10 protein-coding genes are annotated in these 14,868 nt (G+C 37.0%); 4 read left to right on the top strand and 6 right to left on the bottom strand.

Annotated elements, in window-relative coordinates; genetic code table 11:
* Positions 1 to 904: 904 nt before the first annotated feature.
* On the top strand, positions 905 to 3,772 hold the full coding sequence (locus RAH34_RS22650) for a pitrilysin family protein (RefSeq protein ID WP_306597662.1): 2,868 nt from the start codon (positions 905 to 907) through the stop codon (positions 3,770 to 3,772).
* A gap of 101 nt (positions 3,773 to 3,873) precedes the next feature.
* On the opposite strand, the gene RAH34_RS22655 is transcribed toward RAH34_RS22650, so the two are convergent.
* The 3 genes from RAH34_RS22655 to RAH34_RS22665 all read right to left on the bottom strand — a co-directional run bounded on the left by RAH34_RS22655 (position 3,874) and on the right by RAH34_RS22665 (position 8,155).
* Positions 3,874 to 4,950, bottom strand: coding sequence for a GNAT family N-acetyltransferase (locus RAH34_RS22655; protein WP_306597663.1), 1,077 nt, complete (start codon positions 4,948 to 4,950; stop codon positions 3,874 to 3,876).
* Positions 4,947 to 5,945, bottom strand: a complete 999-nt coding sequence (locus tag RAH34_RS22660; RefSeq protein ID WP_306597664.1) for a polysaccharide deacetylase family protein — start codon at positions 5,943 to 5,945, stop codon at positions 4,947 to 4,949. The genes RAH34_RS22655 and RAH34_RS22660 overlap by 4 nt, the downstream gene beginning before the upstream one ends.
* 71 nt (positions 5,946 to 6,016) lie before the next feature.
* Positions 6,017 to 8,155, bottom strand: a complete 2,139-nt coding sequence (locus tag RAH34_RS22665; RefSeq protein WP_306597665.1) for a S46 family peptidase — start codon at positions 8,153 to 8,155, stop codon at positions 6,017 to 6,019.
* A gap of 404 nt (positions 8,156 to 8,559) precedes the next feature.
* Here RAH34_RS22665 and RAH34_RS22670 point away from each other — a divergent pair, with 404 nt between their 5' ends.
* On the top strand, positions 8,560 to 9,045 hold the full coding sequence (locus RAH34_RS22670; protein WP_228411969.1) for a copper resistance protein NlpE: 486 nt from the start codon (positions 8,560 to 8,562) through the stop codon (positions 9,043 to 9,045).
* A gap of 41 nt (positions 9,046 to 9,086) precedes the next feature.
* Here the strand turns inward: RAH34_RS22670 and RAH34_RS22675 are convergent, their stop codons facing one another.
* Complete coding sequence (locus tag RAH34_RS22675) at positions 9,087 to 9,734, bottom strand: MgtC/SapB family protein (RefSeq protein WP_114820833.1); 648 nt, start codon at positions 9,732 to 9,734, stop codon at positions 9,087 to 9,089.
* Positions 9,735 to 9,940: 206 nt separating this feature from the next.
* On the opposite strand from RAH34_RS22675, the gene RAH34_RS22680 reads away from it, so the two are divergent.
* Both RAH34_RS22680 and RAH34_RS22685 read left to right on the top strand, forming a co-directional pair.
* The gene (locus tag RAH34_RS22680; RefSeq protein WP_306597666.1) at positions 9,941 to 10,339 is read left to right on the top strand and encodes an immunity 22 family protein; all 399 of its coding nucleotides are present in this window, start codon (positions 9,941 to 9,943) and stop codon (positions 10,337 to 10,339) included.
* A gap of 7 nt (positions 10,340 to 10,346) precedes the next feature.
* Positions 10,347 to 10,907, top strand: a complete 561-nt coding sequence (locus tag RAH34_RS22685) for a hypothetical protein (RefSeq protein ID WP_306597667.1) — start codon at positions 10,347 to 10,349, stop codon at positions 10,905 to 10,907.
* Positions 10,908 to 11,022: 115 nt separating this feature from the next.
* On the opposite strand, the gene polA is transcribed toward RAH34_RS22685, so the two are convergent.
* Together polA and tssD are read right to left on the bottom strand one after the other, a co-directional pair.
* A complete protein-coding gene (gene polA, locus RAH34_RS22690) occupies positions 11,023 to 13,857 on the bottom strand; it encodes a DNA polymerase I (RefSeq protein WP_306597668.1) in 2,835 nt (944 codons plus the stop codon).
* Positions 13,858 to 14,022: 165 nt separating this feature from the next.
* Positions 14,023 to 14,436 carry a type VI secretion system tube protein TssD gene (tssD, locus tag RAH34_RS22695; protein ID WP_062675327.1) on the bottom strand — a complete coding sequence of 138 codons (414 nt, stop codon included), beginning with the start codon at positions 14,434 to 14,436 and terminating at the stop codon, positions 14,023 to 14,025.
* Between the last annotated feature and the right edge of the window lie 432 nt (positions 14,437 to 14,868).

The raw sequence follows: 14,868 nt of genomic DNA on the forward strand, positions 1-14,868 counted from the left end.
GGGGCAAAGATAGAAACTTCACATACACTACGCAAGTTTATTTAACATAAATTTCATATTGGATAGCGTTTTTTGGCATAAGACACTGGAAGGCAGGGTGAAAAATTTTAAGCATTTGTTTGGAGGACGGGGTGAGAGCGTGGGAGGGTTGGAGGGTTGGAGAGTGATAGAGTTTGGGGGTGATGATTGCCCACAGATCTCGCAGATTGACACAGAGAAGATGTTCTTGTTATATACATGTATACTATATAGAACGGTAAGGGTTGGAGAGTTTGTGCGTTGGAGAGGGTGTAAAGGGATGATTCGGGGTGCGGGATGCAGGGTTTTGGGGTGTGGAAGGACGAAAATAAGGTATATATAATAGCATGACATTGCTAATACTAACGGCTAAAAGGTCTGAGACTCTATACTATCATTTTACTTCCTTTAAGACTCTCGTAAAGAAGTTGGGATTCCTCCGGAATGACACAAGGGAAATGGAGGTATGTTCGTATACCAACCACATTCTATAGAAATCACAAATATGGAGAACGTAATACGAATGTTACTGCCCTACCCGGCAACCCGAAACCCGAAACTCAATAACCGAACCTCATCATCCATCATTCATCATTTACAGCTCCTCCCCTAGCCCTGATAGTAATGGTTACCCCGCAGCTTGGGTTGGAGGGTGGGGTTGGAGAGTTTGAGAGTTTGAGAGTCGGAGGGTTGGAGAGTTGGGAATAGGAAATTGTAGTGATAGTTTATATAATGGTATGTGGGATTGGGAAACAGTTTTGTTGAATGATTCACCTTTTCAAATGTAATAATAGATGTAATAATGATAAAAAGAGGTCTACATTTTTTTTGATTCCTTACATTTGTAGTGCATTCCGGTTTCTAAGGAATGAAATGAGTTTTATATATGACAGACAGAAAATATAAGGAAACGGTACATACAGATAAAAACCAATACGACTATATTACGGTAACCCACGACGAAAATAACGTCAGAATCTATACTTTGAAAAATGGATTAAAGGTTTTTCTTGCCCAGAATTTTGATGCTCCAAGAATACAGACCTTCATTCCCGTAAGAACAGGAAGTAATAATGACCCTTCTGATAATACAGGTTTGGCTCATTATCTTGAACATATGATGTTTAAAGGAACATCCCACATCGGAACTCAGAACTGGGAAAAGGAAAAAGAGCTTCTTGATCAGATCTCAGCTTTGTATGAAGAACATAAAGCAGAACAGGATCCTGAAAAGAAAAGAGAAATCTATAAAAAGATTGATGAAGTTTCTCAGGAAGCCAGCCAATATGCCATTGCCAATGAGTATGACAAAGCAATATCTTCTCTGGGAGCGAGTGGAACGAATGCCCATACCTGGTTTGATGAAACGGTTTACAAAAATAATATTCCGAATAACGAACTTGAAAAATGGCTGAAAATAGAGAAGGAAAGGTTCTCTGAAATTGTCCTTCGTCTTTTTCATACTGAGCTGGAATCGGTATATGAAGAGTTCAACAGAGCGCAGGACAATGACACAAGACTTGTGAACTACGAACTGATGGATGCTCTTTTCCCGACTCATCCCAACGGGCAGCAAACAACACTTGGAAAACCGGAACACTTGAAGAATCCATCGATGAAGGCTATTCATAAGTATTTTGATGAATATTATGTTCCTAATAATTATGCAATGGTACTGGTTGGGGATTTTGATTTTGAAGAGACCATTCAATTAATCGATCAATATTTCGGGACTCTACCTTATAAGGAGCTTCCTAAAAAGACACCTGTTATTGAAAAGCCTATCACAGAAATTGTAACAAGAACGGTAAAAAGTCCTACTACCCCACGCGCTCAGCTTGCATGGAGAACAGAGAGCTATGGAACAAGAGAAGCAATGCTGGCTGATGTGATTGCCAATATTCTCAGCAACAGAGGGGAAGCAGGATTACTGGATCTGCATATCAATCAGACTCAGAAAATGCTTTGGGCTCAGGCCTTTTCTGTAGGGCTAAGACAATATGGATATTTTTCTATTGTTGCTGTTCCTAAGGAAACACAAACTCTGGAGGAAGCCAGGAATATGGTACTGGATGAGATTGAGCTGATCAAGAAAGGAGATTTTCCGGACTGGATGCTGCCGGCGATCATCAATGATTTCAAACTTCAGAGAATGAAAGGTCTTGAAACTGCCGAAGGCCTTGCCACCAATCTTTACGATTCTTACATCAAAGGAAGAACCTGGGAGGAGGAACTGAACGAAATGGATGAATACGCCGCTTTCACTAAAGAGGATGTCGTAAATTTTGCCAATGATTTTTTCAAAGAAAATTATGTGGTGGTCAATAAAGAAAAAGGAGTCAATGATAAATTGATCAGGGTTGAAAACCCGGGGATCACTCCTGTTAAGATCAACCGTGATAGTCAGTCTGAATTTTTGAAAGAGATTCTGGCCGATAAAACGGAGGATATTAAACCTGAATTTATCGATTATCAGAAAGAAATTATCACGGATCAGCTTAACGGAAAGAAATTAAGTTTTGTAAAGAATAAATACAACGATATCGCTCAGCTGCATTTTATTTTTCCTTTTGGAAGTGATCATGACAGGGATCTAGGGATTTCAACTCAGCTTCTGCAGTATCTGGGAACTGATACCCTTTCGCCGGAGGATTTAAAAAAGGAATTTTTCAAAATCGGAGTCAGCAATGATTTTAAGACAACAAACAATCAGCTGATCATCTCGCTCAGCGGACTGGAAGAAAATATAGAAAAAGGAATTGCCCTTCTGCAGCATTGGATGCGCGATGTGCTGCCTGATCAGGAAATCTATAATCAGTTTGTCGGAACAGTACTGGAAAACCGCCAGGCCATGAAGAAAGATAAAAACCGAATTATAACGGCACTGAACAATTACACGAAACTGGGCAGTAACTCCCGTTTTACGGATGTTATTTCTAAGGAGGAACTTGAAAACAGCAAACCTGAAGTGTTCACAGACAGGATGAAAGCGCTGTTCCAATATCCTTATCAGGTATTTTTCTATGGTAAAAATTTTGAAAACTTTAAAGAATACATCGGTCAGTATATCAAGCCTGAAAGCCTTCAGATACCGGAAGCCAAGCAATATCCGGAACCGGCAACAGGAGGAAACGTGTATTTCATCAACTACGATATGGTTCAGATGGAAATGAGCAAGATTGGTAAAGGAAACGAGGTGAACCCGCTTCATTTCGGAAAGATCAATGTGTTCAATGAATATTTCGGAAGAGGATTATCTTCTATTGTTTTCCAGGAGATGCGTGAAAGTAAGAGTCTTGCTTACTCTGCTTATGTTTCTTATGCTGCGAACTCTGAGCTGAACCATCCTGATTATGTAACAACTTATATAGGAACTCAACCTGACAAACTGATGATTGCTGTAGATACGTTGAATGAACTGATGAACGAACTTCCTGAAGTCCCTATTCAGTTTGAAAACGCCAGAAACGCTGCACTGAAACAGATTGCCTCAACAAGGGTAACCCGAAATAATATATTCTTCAATACTTTAAGATTACAGAAACTGAATATCTATCATGATTTCAGAAAGGATATCTATAAACAGATCCAAAGTCTGAATTTTGAAGATATCAAACATTTTTATCAGACAGAAGTTCAATCAATACATTTTAACACAGCCATTATCGGTAAAAAGGAGAACCTTGATATGGAAGCTGTCAACAAAATGGGAACATTTAAAGAAGTAAGTCTGAAAGATCTATTCGGACATTAAAAAACAAACCGCACGATAATGCTATCGTGCGGTTTGTTTTTTTATCAGTGATCATTGATCATTGATCATTTGTAGCTCATCATTCATCATTTATAATTCCATTACGTCATCATACAATCTCCGTCTCCATCCTGATAGTTTGGGTCAAAATGATCGGGAAGTAATTCCAGCAGGTTTTTGTGAAACAGATATTCCCGTTTGAAATCACGTTCGTAGATAGGGGGAAATACTTTTGACTGTTGAATTTCCCTGTTTAATGTGGTTTGATAAGAAGTAAAACCTTTTACTTTATGGGTCACGATGAAATACTGTAAAAACCGGACAACCTCATCTACATTACTATCTGCAAAAAGATAAGGGATTTTAAGGTAGCCATCACGAAGCTGCAACAGAAAACAGGATGTAAGCTTGTTATTTTGATCAAAAATTTTGATCCAGAAATATTTAAAACGATCCGAAAAACTTGAGAACAGGTATTTTTCATCTTTATTACCTTCCAAAACCCAGGGATGATTGATAAAAGTATTAATTTCATCTGCAACACGTTTCCCTGAAAATCCATTCATAAAATCAGCACTTTCTTTGTCGATCTGATCAAGAATTTCGTATTTGAAATCCGGTTTTGACACTGTAAGATTCTTTATTGAGATCAATCCATTGGTGGCAGCATCCAGAATTTGAAAAAGAGGTTTCAACGGTTGTGTTCCCGGTTTCTTTTCAGGAATCATTTTGGCGGCATCGGTTCTGAAGTAATAGCGTTTTCCTTCTTTAGGAAAGACATAGTCAAAAACACCCATAATATTGTAGAGTGCTTCTGCTTCTTTGGTAAATTCTGTAATGGCAATTCTACCCTCGTACTCTTCAAAAACTCTTTTCAGTAATGCTTTTGCCGGTCTTTTTTTTCTGTATTCCGGATTTACATACAAGGTGCTGAGCCATGCGTAACGGATTTCTTTTCCATCAATGTTAAAATTATCCGGAAAACATCCTACATAACCTATCAATTTCTCTTCATAAAAAGCTAGAATAAGAAGTGTATCCTGGTCTGATGCTTTTGGATTTTTAATATGAGACAGCGCACGATGCCTTGTAATGGGAAGAAAATCATATTGCTGAAAATCTCCGGAGGATGTAAAATCTTCCAGTTCTTTTCTGTTAAATGTTTTCAGCGTTATCATTCTCTAATAATCGTATTTTTATTGATAAGTTTTTTCAGTCTGAAGTACGCTATTTCTTTTTTTAAGGTCTCTACTCCGCTCTCTCCCATTTCCATTGGAATTCTTTGGTAATTTCTCTTTATACTGTCCAGTTTTATACCAGCACAACCAAAGCTGCAGTAGATTTCCTCATTTTTATAAAGTTCTTCAAAAAAATCCTTCTTTACTTCAAAATCTGTGAATGGAAAGGCGAAACTTTCATAGAGGAAAGCATTTTCTTTTAAATAAGCAAAAGTTTTATCTGTTGTTTCCATCTGCTGTTTCAAAGATAAATCTCCATATTTCGGGTGATCCCAGCTGTGCGAAGAAATTCCGAAACCTTTACGGGTAAGTTCTTTTAATTCTTCTGTTGTTAAATAAGGTTTAAATTCCTTTGAATAAGTCTTAAAATCTATTTCAAGTTTTTCTGCAAGCCTGTCCAGAATATCTTTTTCCTGATAATTTATGGATAGAATTTTCTTTTGTAAAACGCGCCGCTCTGTATTTTTCAGCGACAGGATAAAATAAATTTCAGGATCTATGGTTTTCATTTTTTCAACAGCATCGGCAATAAGACTCGCCTTGCATCTGAACATCATATCTTTATTGTCTATGAAAGCGGGATTGATAAAATTACAGGCATAAATTCCTTTTCGTTCCAGAATGGGAGCCACAACATCAAAGAATTCTCTGAAGCCGTCATCAAAAGTAAGTAAAGCAATTTTTTTCTGAGGTTTGAAATTCCCGGACATCAATTCTTTAAACTCCTGCCAATTCACAAACTGAAAATTCCTGGCCATATAATCCAGATCATCTTCAAACTGTTGAGTTGTCTTATAACGGATCACATGTTTTAAATGAGGAAGTTCTTTATCTGAAACACTGTGATAAAGCGGCAGACAATAGTCCAGCGGAAATGATTTTCCGATATTTCCAGATTCAAAAGCTGCCAAAACATTGATGATCCTTTCTTTCATCCTATTGTAAATAAAAAAGAATCTATTCAAAATTAAATTCAAATAGATTCTTAAAGGTATAACTTTTAAAATTATTTTATAATCTTCATTTCATCAACAATCCACTTTGAATCTGCGAACTTATCAATGATGAAAAGGATATATTTTGTATCTACCATGATGTTTCTGCTGAAACGCGGGTCATAATTGATATCACTCATTGTTCCTTCCCACTGTCTGTCGAAGTTTAGTCCAACAAGGTTTCCGTTGGCATCCAAAGCCGGGCTTCCCGAATTTCCTCCGGTTGTATGGTTGGTTGCAGTGAACCCTACAGGAACATCACCCGTTTTATCTTTATAGATTCCGAAATCTTTTTTGTTGTAAAGATCAATCAGTTTCTTTGGAACGTCAAATTCATAATCTCCTGGAACGTATTTTTCCATTACTCCTGCAAGGTGAGTCTGGTATCCGTAAGAAACGGCATCTCTAGGACTAGAACCTTTTACTTTTCCATAGGTTACACGAAGTGTTGAGTTGGCATCCGGGAAGAATTTTCTGTCTTTATCCGTCTGCATCTGCTGCGCCATGAATTTTTTCTGCAAAGCATCAATTTTTGCCTGCATTGAAGTATATTGCGGATCAGCAGTTTTCATATACGTTTCCTTCATGGAGACATACAATTGATAAATAGGATCTTTCTTTAAAGTTCTGATCAGTTTATCCTGGTTAGAAAATGCTTTATCGATATCGGCAGTTAAAGTTCCTCCGTTTACAGCAGTTCTTCCTGTGATAACAGAGTTTTTGGACATATCTTCTACGACAGGAATATTAGCGTTCTCGTCTTTATATTTGTTGAATCCTGCCGGTAAAAACTGTGGTGCAGTTTTATTTACGTATAAAGCCAATAGTTTTGCTGTTACTTTTGCATCAAGCTCAGCACTGTAATCCTTATAGAAAGAAGTTAATTTTGTTTTTAACTTTGAAAGTTCCTTCTCATCCATTCTTCCTGCTTCTACAGAAGCTACAAAGTCATAATAATCACCGGCAAGTTTCAAAGTTTCTGCATTTTTCACTACTTCTGTATAGTAAGCGTTGTTTAATGCATAGGGAGCCTGATCATTGTACAGTTTATTCAACTGATCCAAAGTAGTTTTGATTTCAGGGTTTTTGGCTATCAAAGAACCTTCATACATTACTTTCTTTTCTACAGCATTGGATTTTTTCAGTCCTTCTACCTCGCCGATCCATTTTTTCCAATAGTTGGCTACGGAAGCATATTTTGAAGCATATTTGATACGGGTTTCATTATCAACACGCATTTTTTCGTCCAAAGTTTTTAAAGCTACATCACGTACCGCAATTCTTGCAGGATCAATATCTTTCATGATCTTTTCTACTCCAATTGCTGGAAGATATTCTGTAGTTCTCCCCGGGAATCCGAACACAAAGGTAAAATCGTTCTCGTTTTTATCTTTGATAGAAACCGGTAAATAATGTTTAGGAACGTAAGGTACATTGTCTTTAGAATATTCTGCAGGCTTGTTGTTCTTGTCTGCATAAATTCTGAACATAGAGAAATCTCCGGTATGTCTAGGCCAAACCCAGTTGTCCGTATCACTTCCGAATTTTCCGATGCTTTGAGGCGGAGCTCCTACAAGACGGATATCTTTATACGTTTCGATGGTATAAGCGTAGTATTTGTTTCCATAATACATTGGTTTTACCATAATCGACTGGTAAGATTCAATTTTCTGAGAGTTTTTATACACCTCAATATTGTTGTTGATCTTTTTAGTAAGCTCAGGTTCTGTAAGGTTGTCTGTACCTTCTAATATCGGATCAGTAACTTCTTTTATATCGACAATAAAATCTACTTTTACTCCCGGATTAGGAAGTTCACCATCTGTATTTTTTGCCCAGAATCCGTTTGAAAGAAGATCATTCTGAACGGTAGAGTGTGCCTGAATCTGCCCAAAACCACAGTGATGGTTCGTTAAAAGCAGTCCTTTAGGCGAAATAATTTCTGCAGTACATCCGCCATTAAACTGTACTACTGCATCTTTAATGCTTGGTTTCTGAGGATTGAAAATATCTTTTGCAGAAATCTTCATTCCTAAATCCTTCATTTCCTTTTCATTCAGCTCTGTAGGAATCCACATTCCTCCATATTGTTGTGCAAATGCCATTGCAGCTGGCAAAAGAAATACAGATAAAAGTATCTTTTTTGTCATAATCAAAATTTTGCCCCAATTTACAAAGAAAAATAGGAACAGGCTTTATAAAATACGTAGAAAAGTTGTTTAAACTTTAAAAACCACAAAAGTCACAAAAGTTTTCATTTTGAAGCACTTTAGTCCACTTAAGTAATTTTAGAATAATTCTGGAGAAAAGTTCATATAAGATGAACAATTCGACTTCGCTCAATAGGCAAAGATTTATTTTCACAAAACTTAGGGGTACTTATTACGCATAAAGCTTACCTCTAAAAATTTAATTGTTTAAACTTTTGTGCCTTTTAGGGTTAAAAATAAAATATACCAACCACAACTTGAAACCTTCAACCCGTTTCCCTATGGCTCAGTTTTTGTTCACCAGAAGTAACTTTATTATTAAAAACATCCTTAAATTAATTATTATGATGAAAAGCAAAATGCTTGTGTTCGGAATGGCGTCTGTTTTATTCCTTGCGTCATGTTCTAAAAAAGAAACCACTGAAACAACAGCAACTACAGATTCTGCAACGGCTGTACAACCTGCTGCTACAGACAGCATTACTAAAGCAACTCCTACAGCTGCTGGTGATACTTCTGAAAATGCTCTGGACTGGGCAGGTACTTATGAAACAACGGTTCCTTGTGCAGACTGCCCGGGAATAAAGACTTCTTTGACATTGAATGATGATAAAACATTCAGCATTAGTGAAGAATATCTTGACAGAAATTCAAAGAACCAGGATAAAGGATCTTTTACCTGGGATGCTACAGGAAGCATAATTACTTTAAAAGGGAAATCTGCCAACTACAAATATAAAGTAGGTGAGAATATGCTGATCCAGCTTGATATGGAAGGAAAAGAGATCGATGGTCCGAATAAGGATCTGTATGTATTCAAGAAAAAATAAAAATAAAGGCTCAGGCCTTTATTTTTTTGCTTTTATATTGTCTAAAACTGATAAGCTGTAATCTTAGGGTCATTTATCAATCGACTGATAATTTCTTCATGATGGTTGTTTTTACCTGTCAGCCTCCAGATAACCGTTAAGCTTTCCGGTGAATATTGCTGTTTGAGCATCTGATACTTTAAATGATGTTCTTTGAAAAGAATCTCACAATATTTTATATCTGCTGCACCAGTCAAAGCAATTTTATATTCCCTTACTTTATTATAATTATCAATAAAATTCTGGAGATAGGTTAAAGCACTCAAAACAATCAAAACCAACGCTGTTCCCAGAAGAGCAATATAAACATAGCCGGAACCAACTGCCATTCCTATAGAAGCTGTGGCCCAGATAGTGGTGGCTGTGGTAATTCCTTCAATTTTATTATCTCCTTTGAAAATGACTCCTGCCCCCAGAAATCCGATTCCCGTAATGATGTTGGCGGCAAGACGATCCGGATTGGCGACTCCTATTTTTATGGAAAGTATGGTAAACAGGCAGGCACCAAAACATACGAGAATAAATGTTCTGAGACCGGCCGACTTATTACGGTATTCTCTTTCAGCACCAATGAACAGTCCCAGAATAACAGAAATAAGGATGAGCAGCAATTCATTTTTAACAATATAGTGGTCCTGAAGAAAATCCATCTTTTATAATTTAAACAGAGAATAAATTTACAATAAATACTATTAAGGAACTATCTTTGCTGAGGAGATTTTGCGTTGCTGCCTCAAAAAATTTGTTACATGAAAAACTTTTGTAATATTACATTTTAATTGCAGGAATTTTCTTGTATAAAAGGGATATTTATCAACGCGGATGTCACTTAAAAAAAATAATACTTATTAAAATTATGGATAAAGAAATTTCACACTTCTGGTTAGGATACTTCAAGAATGAAGAAGACTTTTATAGCTTCGTAGAAGAGGATGAAAACTACTATATAGAGGAAGAAACTGACGATCAGTATGTTTCCAAGTTTGCAGAATCACAGAACATCAAGTGGTTTGATGATGATTTTATAGAATATGGTTTTGAGGATGAAAACCTTAGTCTTTATGACAAATTTGCAGAATATTCTTATGCAGACCAATGGATTCCTATCTTAGAGAAAAAATTGAATGAACTCAGTCTGGATACGCCTGTAAATGCTATCATTTTTGCAACAAGATTTGTTATTCCTAATCCTGTTTCTGTAGAAAATGATGATTTTTCACTGCATTATGTGGGGGAAATAGAATACGATATTTAGCCCTCAAATGAAAAGAGCTTCAATAAAGGATTACAGGAATCTGCTGAGGGTTTTTGTAATCCTTTTAGATTATGGTGTGATCAGAAAAGAGAAGGTCATTAGCTGGGCTGATTCCATATTGGCATCTGAGAATGAATCTGAATATGCATTCATTGAGCTTTCCACTTGTGCAAATACACAAGATATCATACAGGTCTTAAACAAAAATACTCTTGATTCAGATTCGGAAATCACATCCAGAGCTGTATTGGGAATTTTATATCATCTGCTAGATGAGAATAAAGTAGTTTTAAAAAATATGTTTCAAACCGCCACTCATATTTCTTACGAAGAACAGCTTACCGATGAAGAGCAATTTCTTCTTTACCGTTTTGATGAATATACTGACCTTTTTGAAAACGGAGTCTTTGATAAATTTAATCTTTTTAAAACTAATTTTGAAGAATTACTAGGTATATACAAAGATTTCAAACTTGATAATCCTCATCAATGGATAACGATTAATGAGAAGATAAAACAGGATCTGCAAATAAAACTTGAAGCTTTCAAAAGTGGTTATCATTACTAAAAAACAGCTTATTGAAATCAAGGGTATATATAAAACAATAACCTAATTCTAATAAAAATAAAACTTCCGCCCAAAGACGGAAGTTTTTTATATCGTTAGGGATAAGTTCTGTTTATTAATGTGCCTCCAGCCAGTTATCTCCTACTCCAATTTCTACCAATAGCGGAACCTGTGTTTTTAAGGCACTTTCCATTTCCGTTTTGATCAGTTTTGAAGCGGCATCAATCTCGTCTACGGGAGATTCGAACACCAATTCGTCATGTACCTGAAGCAGCATTTTTGTTTTAAGCTGCTGTTCTTCAAGTTCTCTGTCTATTTTAATCATGGCAAGCTTTACAACATCTGCCGCACTTCCCTGAACAGGGGCATTCACGGCATTTCTTTCCGCATGACCTCTTACCACGAAATTATTGGAATTGATATCTTTCAGATGACGTTTTCTTCCCAAAATAGTTTCCACATAACCTAGCTGACGTGCTTTACTCACCTGCTCTGCCATGTATTCCTTCAATTTCGGATAGGTTTCGAAGTAAGCTTCAATCATTTGTTTAGCTTCTGTACGGGATAATCCGGTTTGTTCTGCCAACGCAAAAGCTCCTTGTCCATAGATAATTCCAAAGTTTACGGTTTTAGCCTGACTTCTCTGAGTTTTTGAAACCTCAGTCAAAGGAATTTTAAAGAGTTTGGCTGCGGTAGAAGCGTGGATATCTTCTCCATCCTGGAAAGCTTTGATCATATTATCCTCTCCTGAAATTTCTGCGATCAAACGAAGTTCAATCTGTGAATAATCGGCAGAAATAATCTTCTTGCCTTCTCCGGAAACAAATGCTCCACGGATCTGCTGTCCTCTTACCGTTCGGATCGGAATATTCTGCAGGTTTGGGTTTACACTCGCTAAACGGCCTGTAGCAGCTGTAGTCTGTGAAAAGTTGGTATGTACTCTGTTATCTTTTTTCTCAATCTGTGAAGGTAAAGCGTCTACATAGGTTGATTTTAATTTCTGATAGGTTCTGTATTCCAGGATATGCTTGATGATCTCATGTTTTGAACTCAATTTTTGAAGAACATCTTCTGAGGTTGCATATTGTCCTGTCTTTGTTTTTTTGGCTTTGGGATCCAGCTGTAATTTTTCAAAAAGAATTTCTCCCAACTGTTTAGGGGAATTCATATTGAATTCTTCTTCTGAAAGTTCAAAAATCTTTGTTTCCAGCTGTTTCAGATCATTTTCAAGATCAATACTTTCCTGCGCCAGCCATTTTTCATCCAGAGAAATCCCCGAAAGTTCCATTTTTGCCAGTACTTCCATCAGAGGCATTTCAATAGTAAAGAAAAGCTCCTCCAGGTTTTCTTTTTTCAGCTGTGGTGCGAAAAGTTCATACAATTGGAAAGTGATGTCTGCATCTTCCGCCGCGTAGTCTGTCTGTGTTCTCAGATCTGCATCTCTGAAATTCCCTTGTTTTTTTCCTTTTTTTCCGATGATGGTTTCAATGGATACCGGTTTATAGTTCAGATATACTTCTGAAAGGTAATCCATCCCGTGTCTACCATCCGGATTCAGGAGATAGTGGGCGATCATGGTATCAAACATGGCGCCTTTCACAGTGATGTCGTATTGTTTTAAAACTTTGTAATCAAATTTAAGGTTGTGCGCTACTTTCAGCAGGTCTTCTTTTTCGAAAAATGGTCTGAAAATCTCCAGGGTTTGCAACACTTCTTCTCTGTTTTCAGAAAGTGGAATATAGTAGGCCAGTCCTTTTTTATAAGAGAAGCTCATTCCTACCAGTTCTGCTTCCAGTTCGTTTAATGAAGTAGTTTCCGTATCAAAACAAACTACTTTCTGCTGCAGAAGGTTGTCGACCAGCTTTTTCTGTGCTTTCGGATTATTGATAAACTGATAAAGGTGATCATTATTCTCAATTGTTGACTTTGTAGAAGTAGCCTGATCCAGTTCTTCAAAGTTGGCAAAAAGGTCGAGCTGCATCACCTGCCCTTTTACTTCTGTTCCGGCCGGAGTCTGCTTTACTTCTACTTCGCTTACAACCACTGTTTCTACAGCCGCAGGAGCAAAAGCCCTGTAAAGGTTTTCGTATAACCTTCTGAATTCTATTTCGTCAAAGACCTCTTTTACTTTTTCAAAATCCGGAGTTTCCAGGTCATATTGTTCCTGATGGAATTCTACAGGAGCATCACAGATGATAGTCGCTAATTTTTTAGACATGATACCACGTTCTGCAGAAGCTTCTACTTTTTCTTTCAGTTTTCCTTTCAGTTTATCCGTATTGGCTAATAAATTTTCGATGCTTCCGAATTCTTTCAGAAATTTCATGGCAGTTTTCTCTCCTACTCCTTCAAGACCAGGAATATTATCTACGGCATCTCCCATCATAGCAAGGAAATCAATCACCTGCTTAGGATCTTCAATCTCGTATTTTGCCTTTACTTCTTCTACGCCGAGAATTTCGATATCGCCCCCTTTTAAACCTGGCTTATAAATTTTAATTTTATCGGTAACCAGCTGTGCAAAATCTTTATCCGGTGTCACCATGAAGGTGGTGTATCCTTCTTTTTCTGCTTTGCACGCAATAGTTCCAATAACATCATCGGCTTCATATCCTTCTACTCCAAGAATCGGGATATGCATTGCCTCCAGAATTTTGTGAATGTATGGAACCGCAATTTTGATGGCTTCAGGAGTTTCGCTTCTGTTGGCTTTATAATCCGAATAGTCATCAGTTCTTACACTGGCCTGTCCTACATCAAAAACAACTGCCAGGTGGGTAGGTTTTTCTCTTCTGATCAATTCAATCAAAGAATTGGTAAAACCAAAGATGGCGGAAGTGTCCAGCCCTTTGCTGGTGAGTCTCGGATTCCTGATTAATGCATAATATCCTCTGAAAATCATCGCATAAGCATCGATGAGAAACAGCCTTTTATCTTGTGTTGCGTCCATATTTTGAATAATGAACAAATATAAGAAAATAGGAGTAAAAATTGGCAGCCTGTTGAAGGTTTCGGGGATGGAGATTCGGGGTGCGAGGGGTTCGGGATGGGGTTCAAAAAACAAAACAGCATACCCGAAGGCATACTGTTTCTTTTTTTATTTAAGTTTATGGGATTATTTACCTGAAGAAGGCCATAGTCCTGCGTACTGAGAAGTACCGTAGTCAATAGTTTCAGCACTTACTACGAAGCTGATCAGCATACTGTTGCTGTCTACTGCGTCGAAATCTACTTCGTGCTGGATTACGTATCCGTTCTCCCATTTCAAAGTGATTAATGTTCCTTCTTCGTGAGATTTGTTGAAAGTAATTTCTCCTACAGTCGGTTTGTATTTACCGTTTAGTAAGCTTTCAAGGATGTCTGACTTTTCAGTAGCTTCTACTGTAACCTTGATTAATGCATTGGAAGGATCTGATGCTACACGTCCTGAAACGTCTGTAGATCTTGATACGCTGTAGTTCATTTTTAACAGCTTTTGTCCTTCTCCGTTGTTGAATTTTAAGATTCCTCTTGAGTTTCTTTCTGCCATGATTGTAAATTTTAATCGTTAGTAATAAATTGTAATTCAATAATTATATAACAAAGATAAAACCCCTGGTTTTGAAAAAAAAGCAATTGAAAGGAAATCTGAAAAAGTGTCGTAATTGTACGATTTGATGTCGTAGTTCTACGATTTATTGTCGTAATTCTACGACAACAGATTTAAAAATTACATATAAACACCTTATAACAAATAAATTACAAATAGAAACAGAGCGCATATTATTACACTAAAAAGAGATATATTGTATTTAATATTAGCATAAAAATTCAGTTCTTTTAAAATAAAAAAGACAGAACAGCGTTTCTTGCACGCTGTTCTGTTTTTTTATTTTTACTAAGATGATGAATAGGCTTATTTGCCTGCTGAAGGCCATAGTCCTGCGTACTGAGAAGTACCGTAGTCGATGGTTTCAGCGCT

This window comes from Chryseobacterium sp. WLY505 (assembly GCF_030846215.1).
GTDB lineage: Bacteria > Bacteroidota > Bacteroidia > Flavobacteriales > Weeksellaceae > Chryseobacterium.

Coding starts and splice junctions, on each gene's coding strand:
- RAH34_RS22650 (WP_306597662.1), top strand. CDS start 905: ATGACAGACAGAAAATATAAGGAAACGGTACATACAGATAAAAACCAA.
- RAH34_RS22655 (WP_306597663.1), bottom strand. CDS start 4,950: ATGATAACGCTGAAAACATTTAACAGAAAAGAACTGGAAGATTTTACA.
- RAH34_RS22660 (WP_306597664.1), bottom strand. CDS start 5,945: ATGAAAGAAAGGATCATCAATGTTTTGGCAGCTTTTGAATCTGGAAAT.
- RAH34_RS22665 (WP_306597665.1), bottom strand. CDS start 8,155: ATGACAAAAAAGATACTTTTATCTGTATTTCTTTTGCCAGCTGCAATG.
- RAH34_RS22670 (WP_228411969.1), top strand. CDS start 8,560: ATGATGAAAAGCAAAATGCTTGTGTTCGGAATGGCGTCTGTTTTATTC.
- RAH34_RS22675 (WP_114820833.1), bottom strand. CDS start 9,734: ATGGATTTTCTTCAGGACCACTATATTGTTAAAAATGAATTGCTGCTC.
- RAH34_RS22680 (WP_306597666.1), top strand. CDS start 9,941: ATGGATAAAGAAATTTCACACTTCTGGTTAGGATACTTCAAGAATGAA.
- RAH34_RS22685 (WP_306597667.1), top strand. CDS start 10,347: ATGAAAAGAGCTTCAATAAAGGATTACAGGAATCTGCTGAGGGTTTTT.
- polA (WP_306597668.1), bottom strand. CDS start 13,857: ATGGACGCAACACAAGATAAAAGGCTGTTTCTCATCGATGCTTATGCG.
- tssD (WP_062675327.1), bottom strand. CDS start 14,436: ATGGCAGAAAGAAACTCAAGAGGAATCTTAAAATTCAACAACGGAGAA.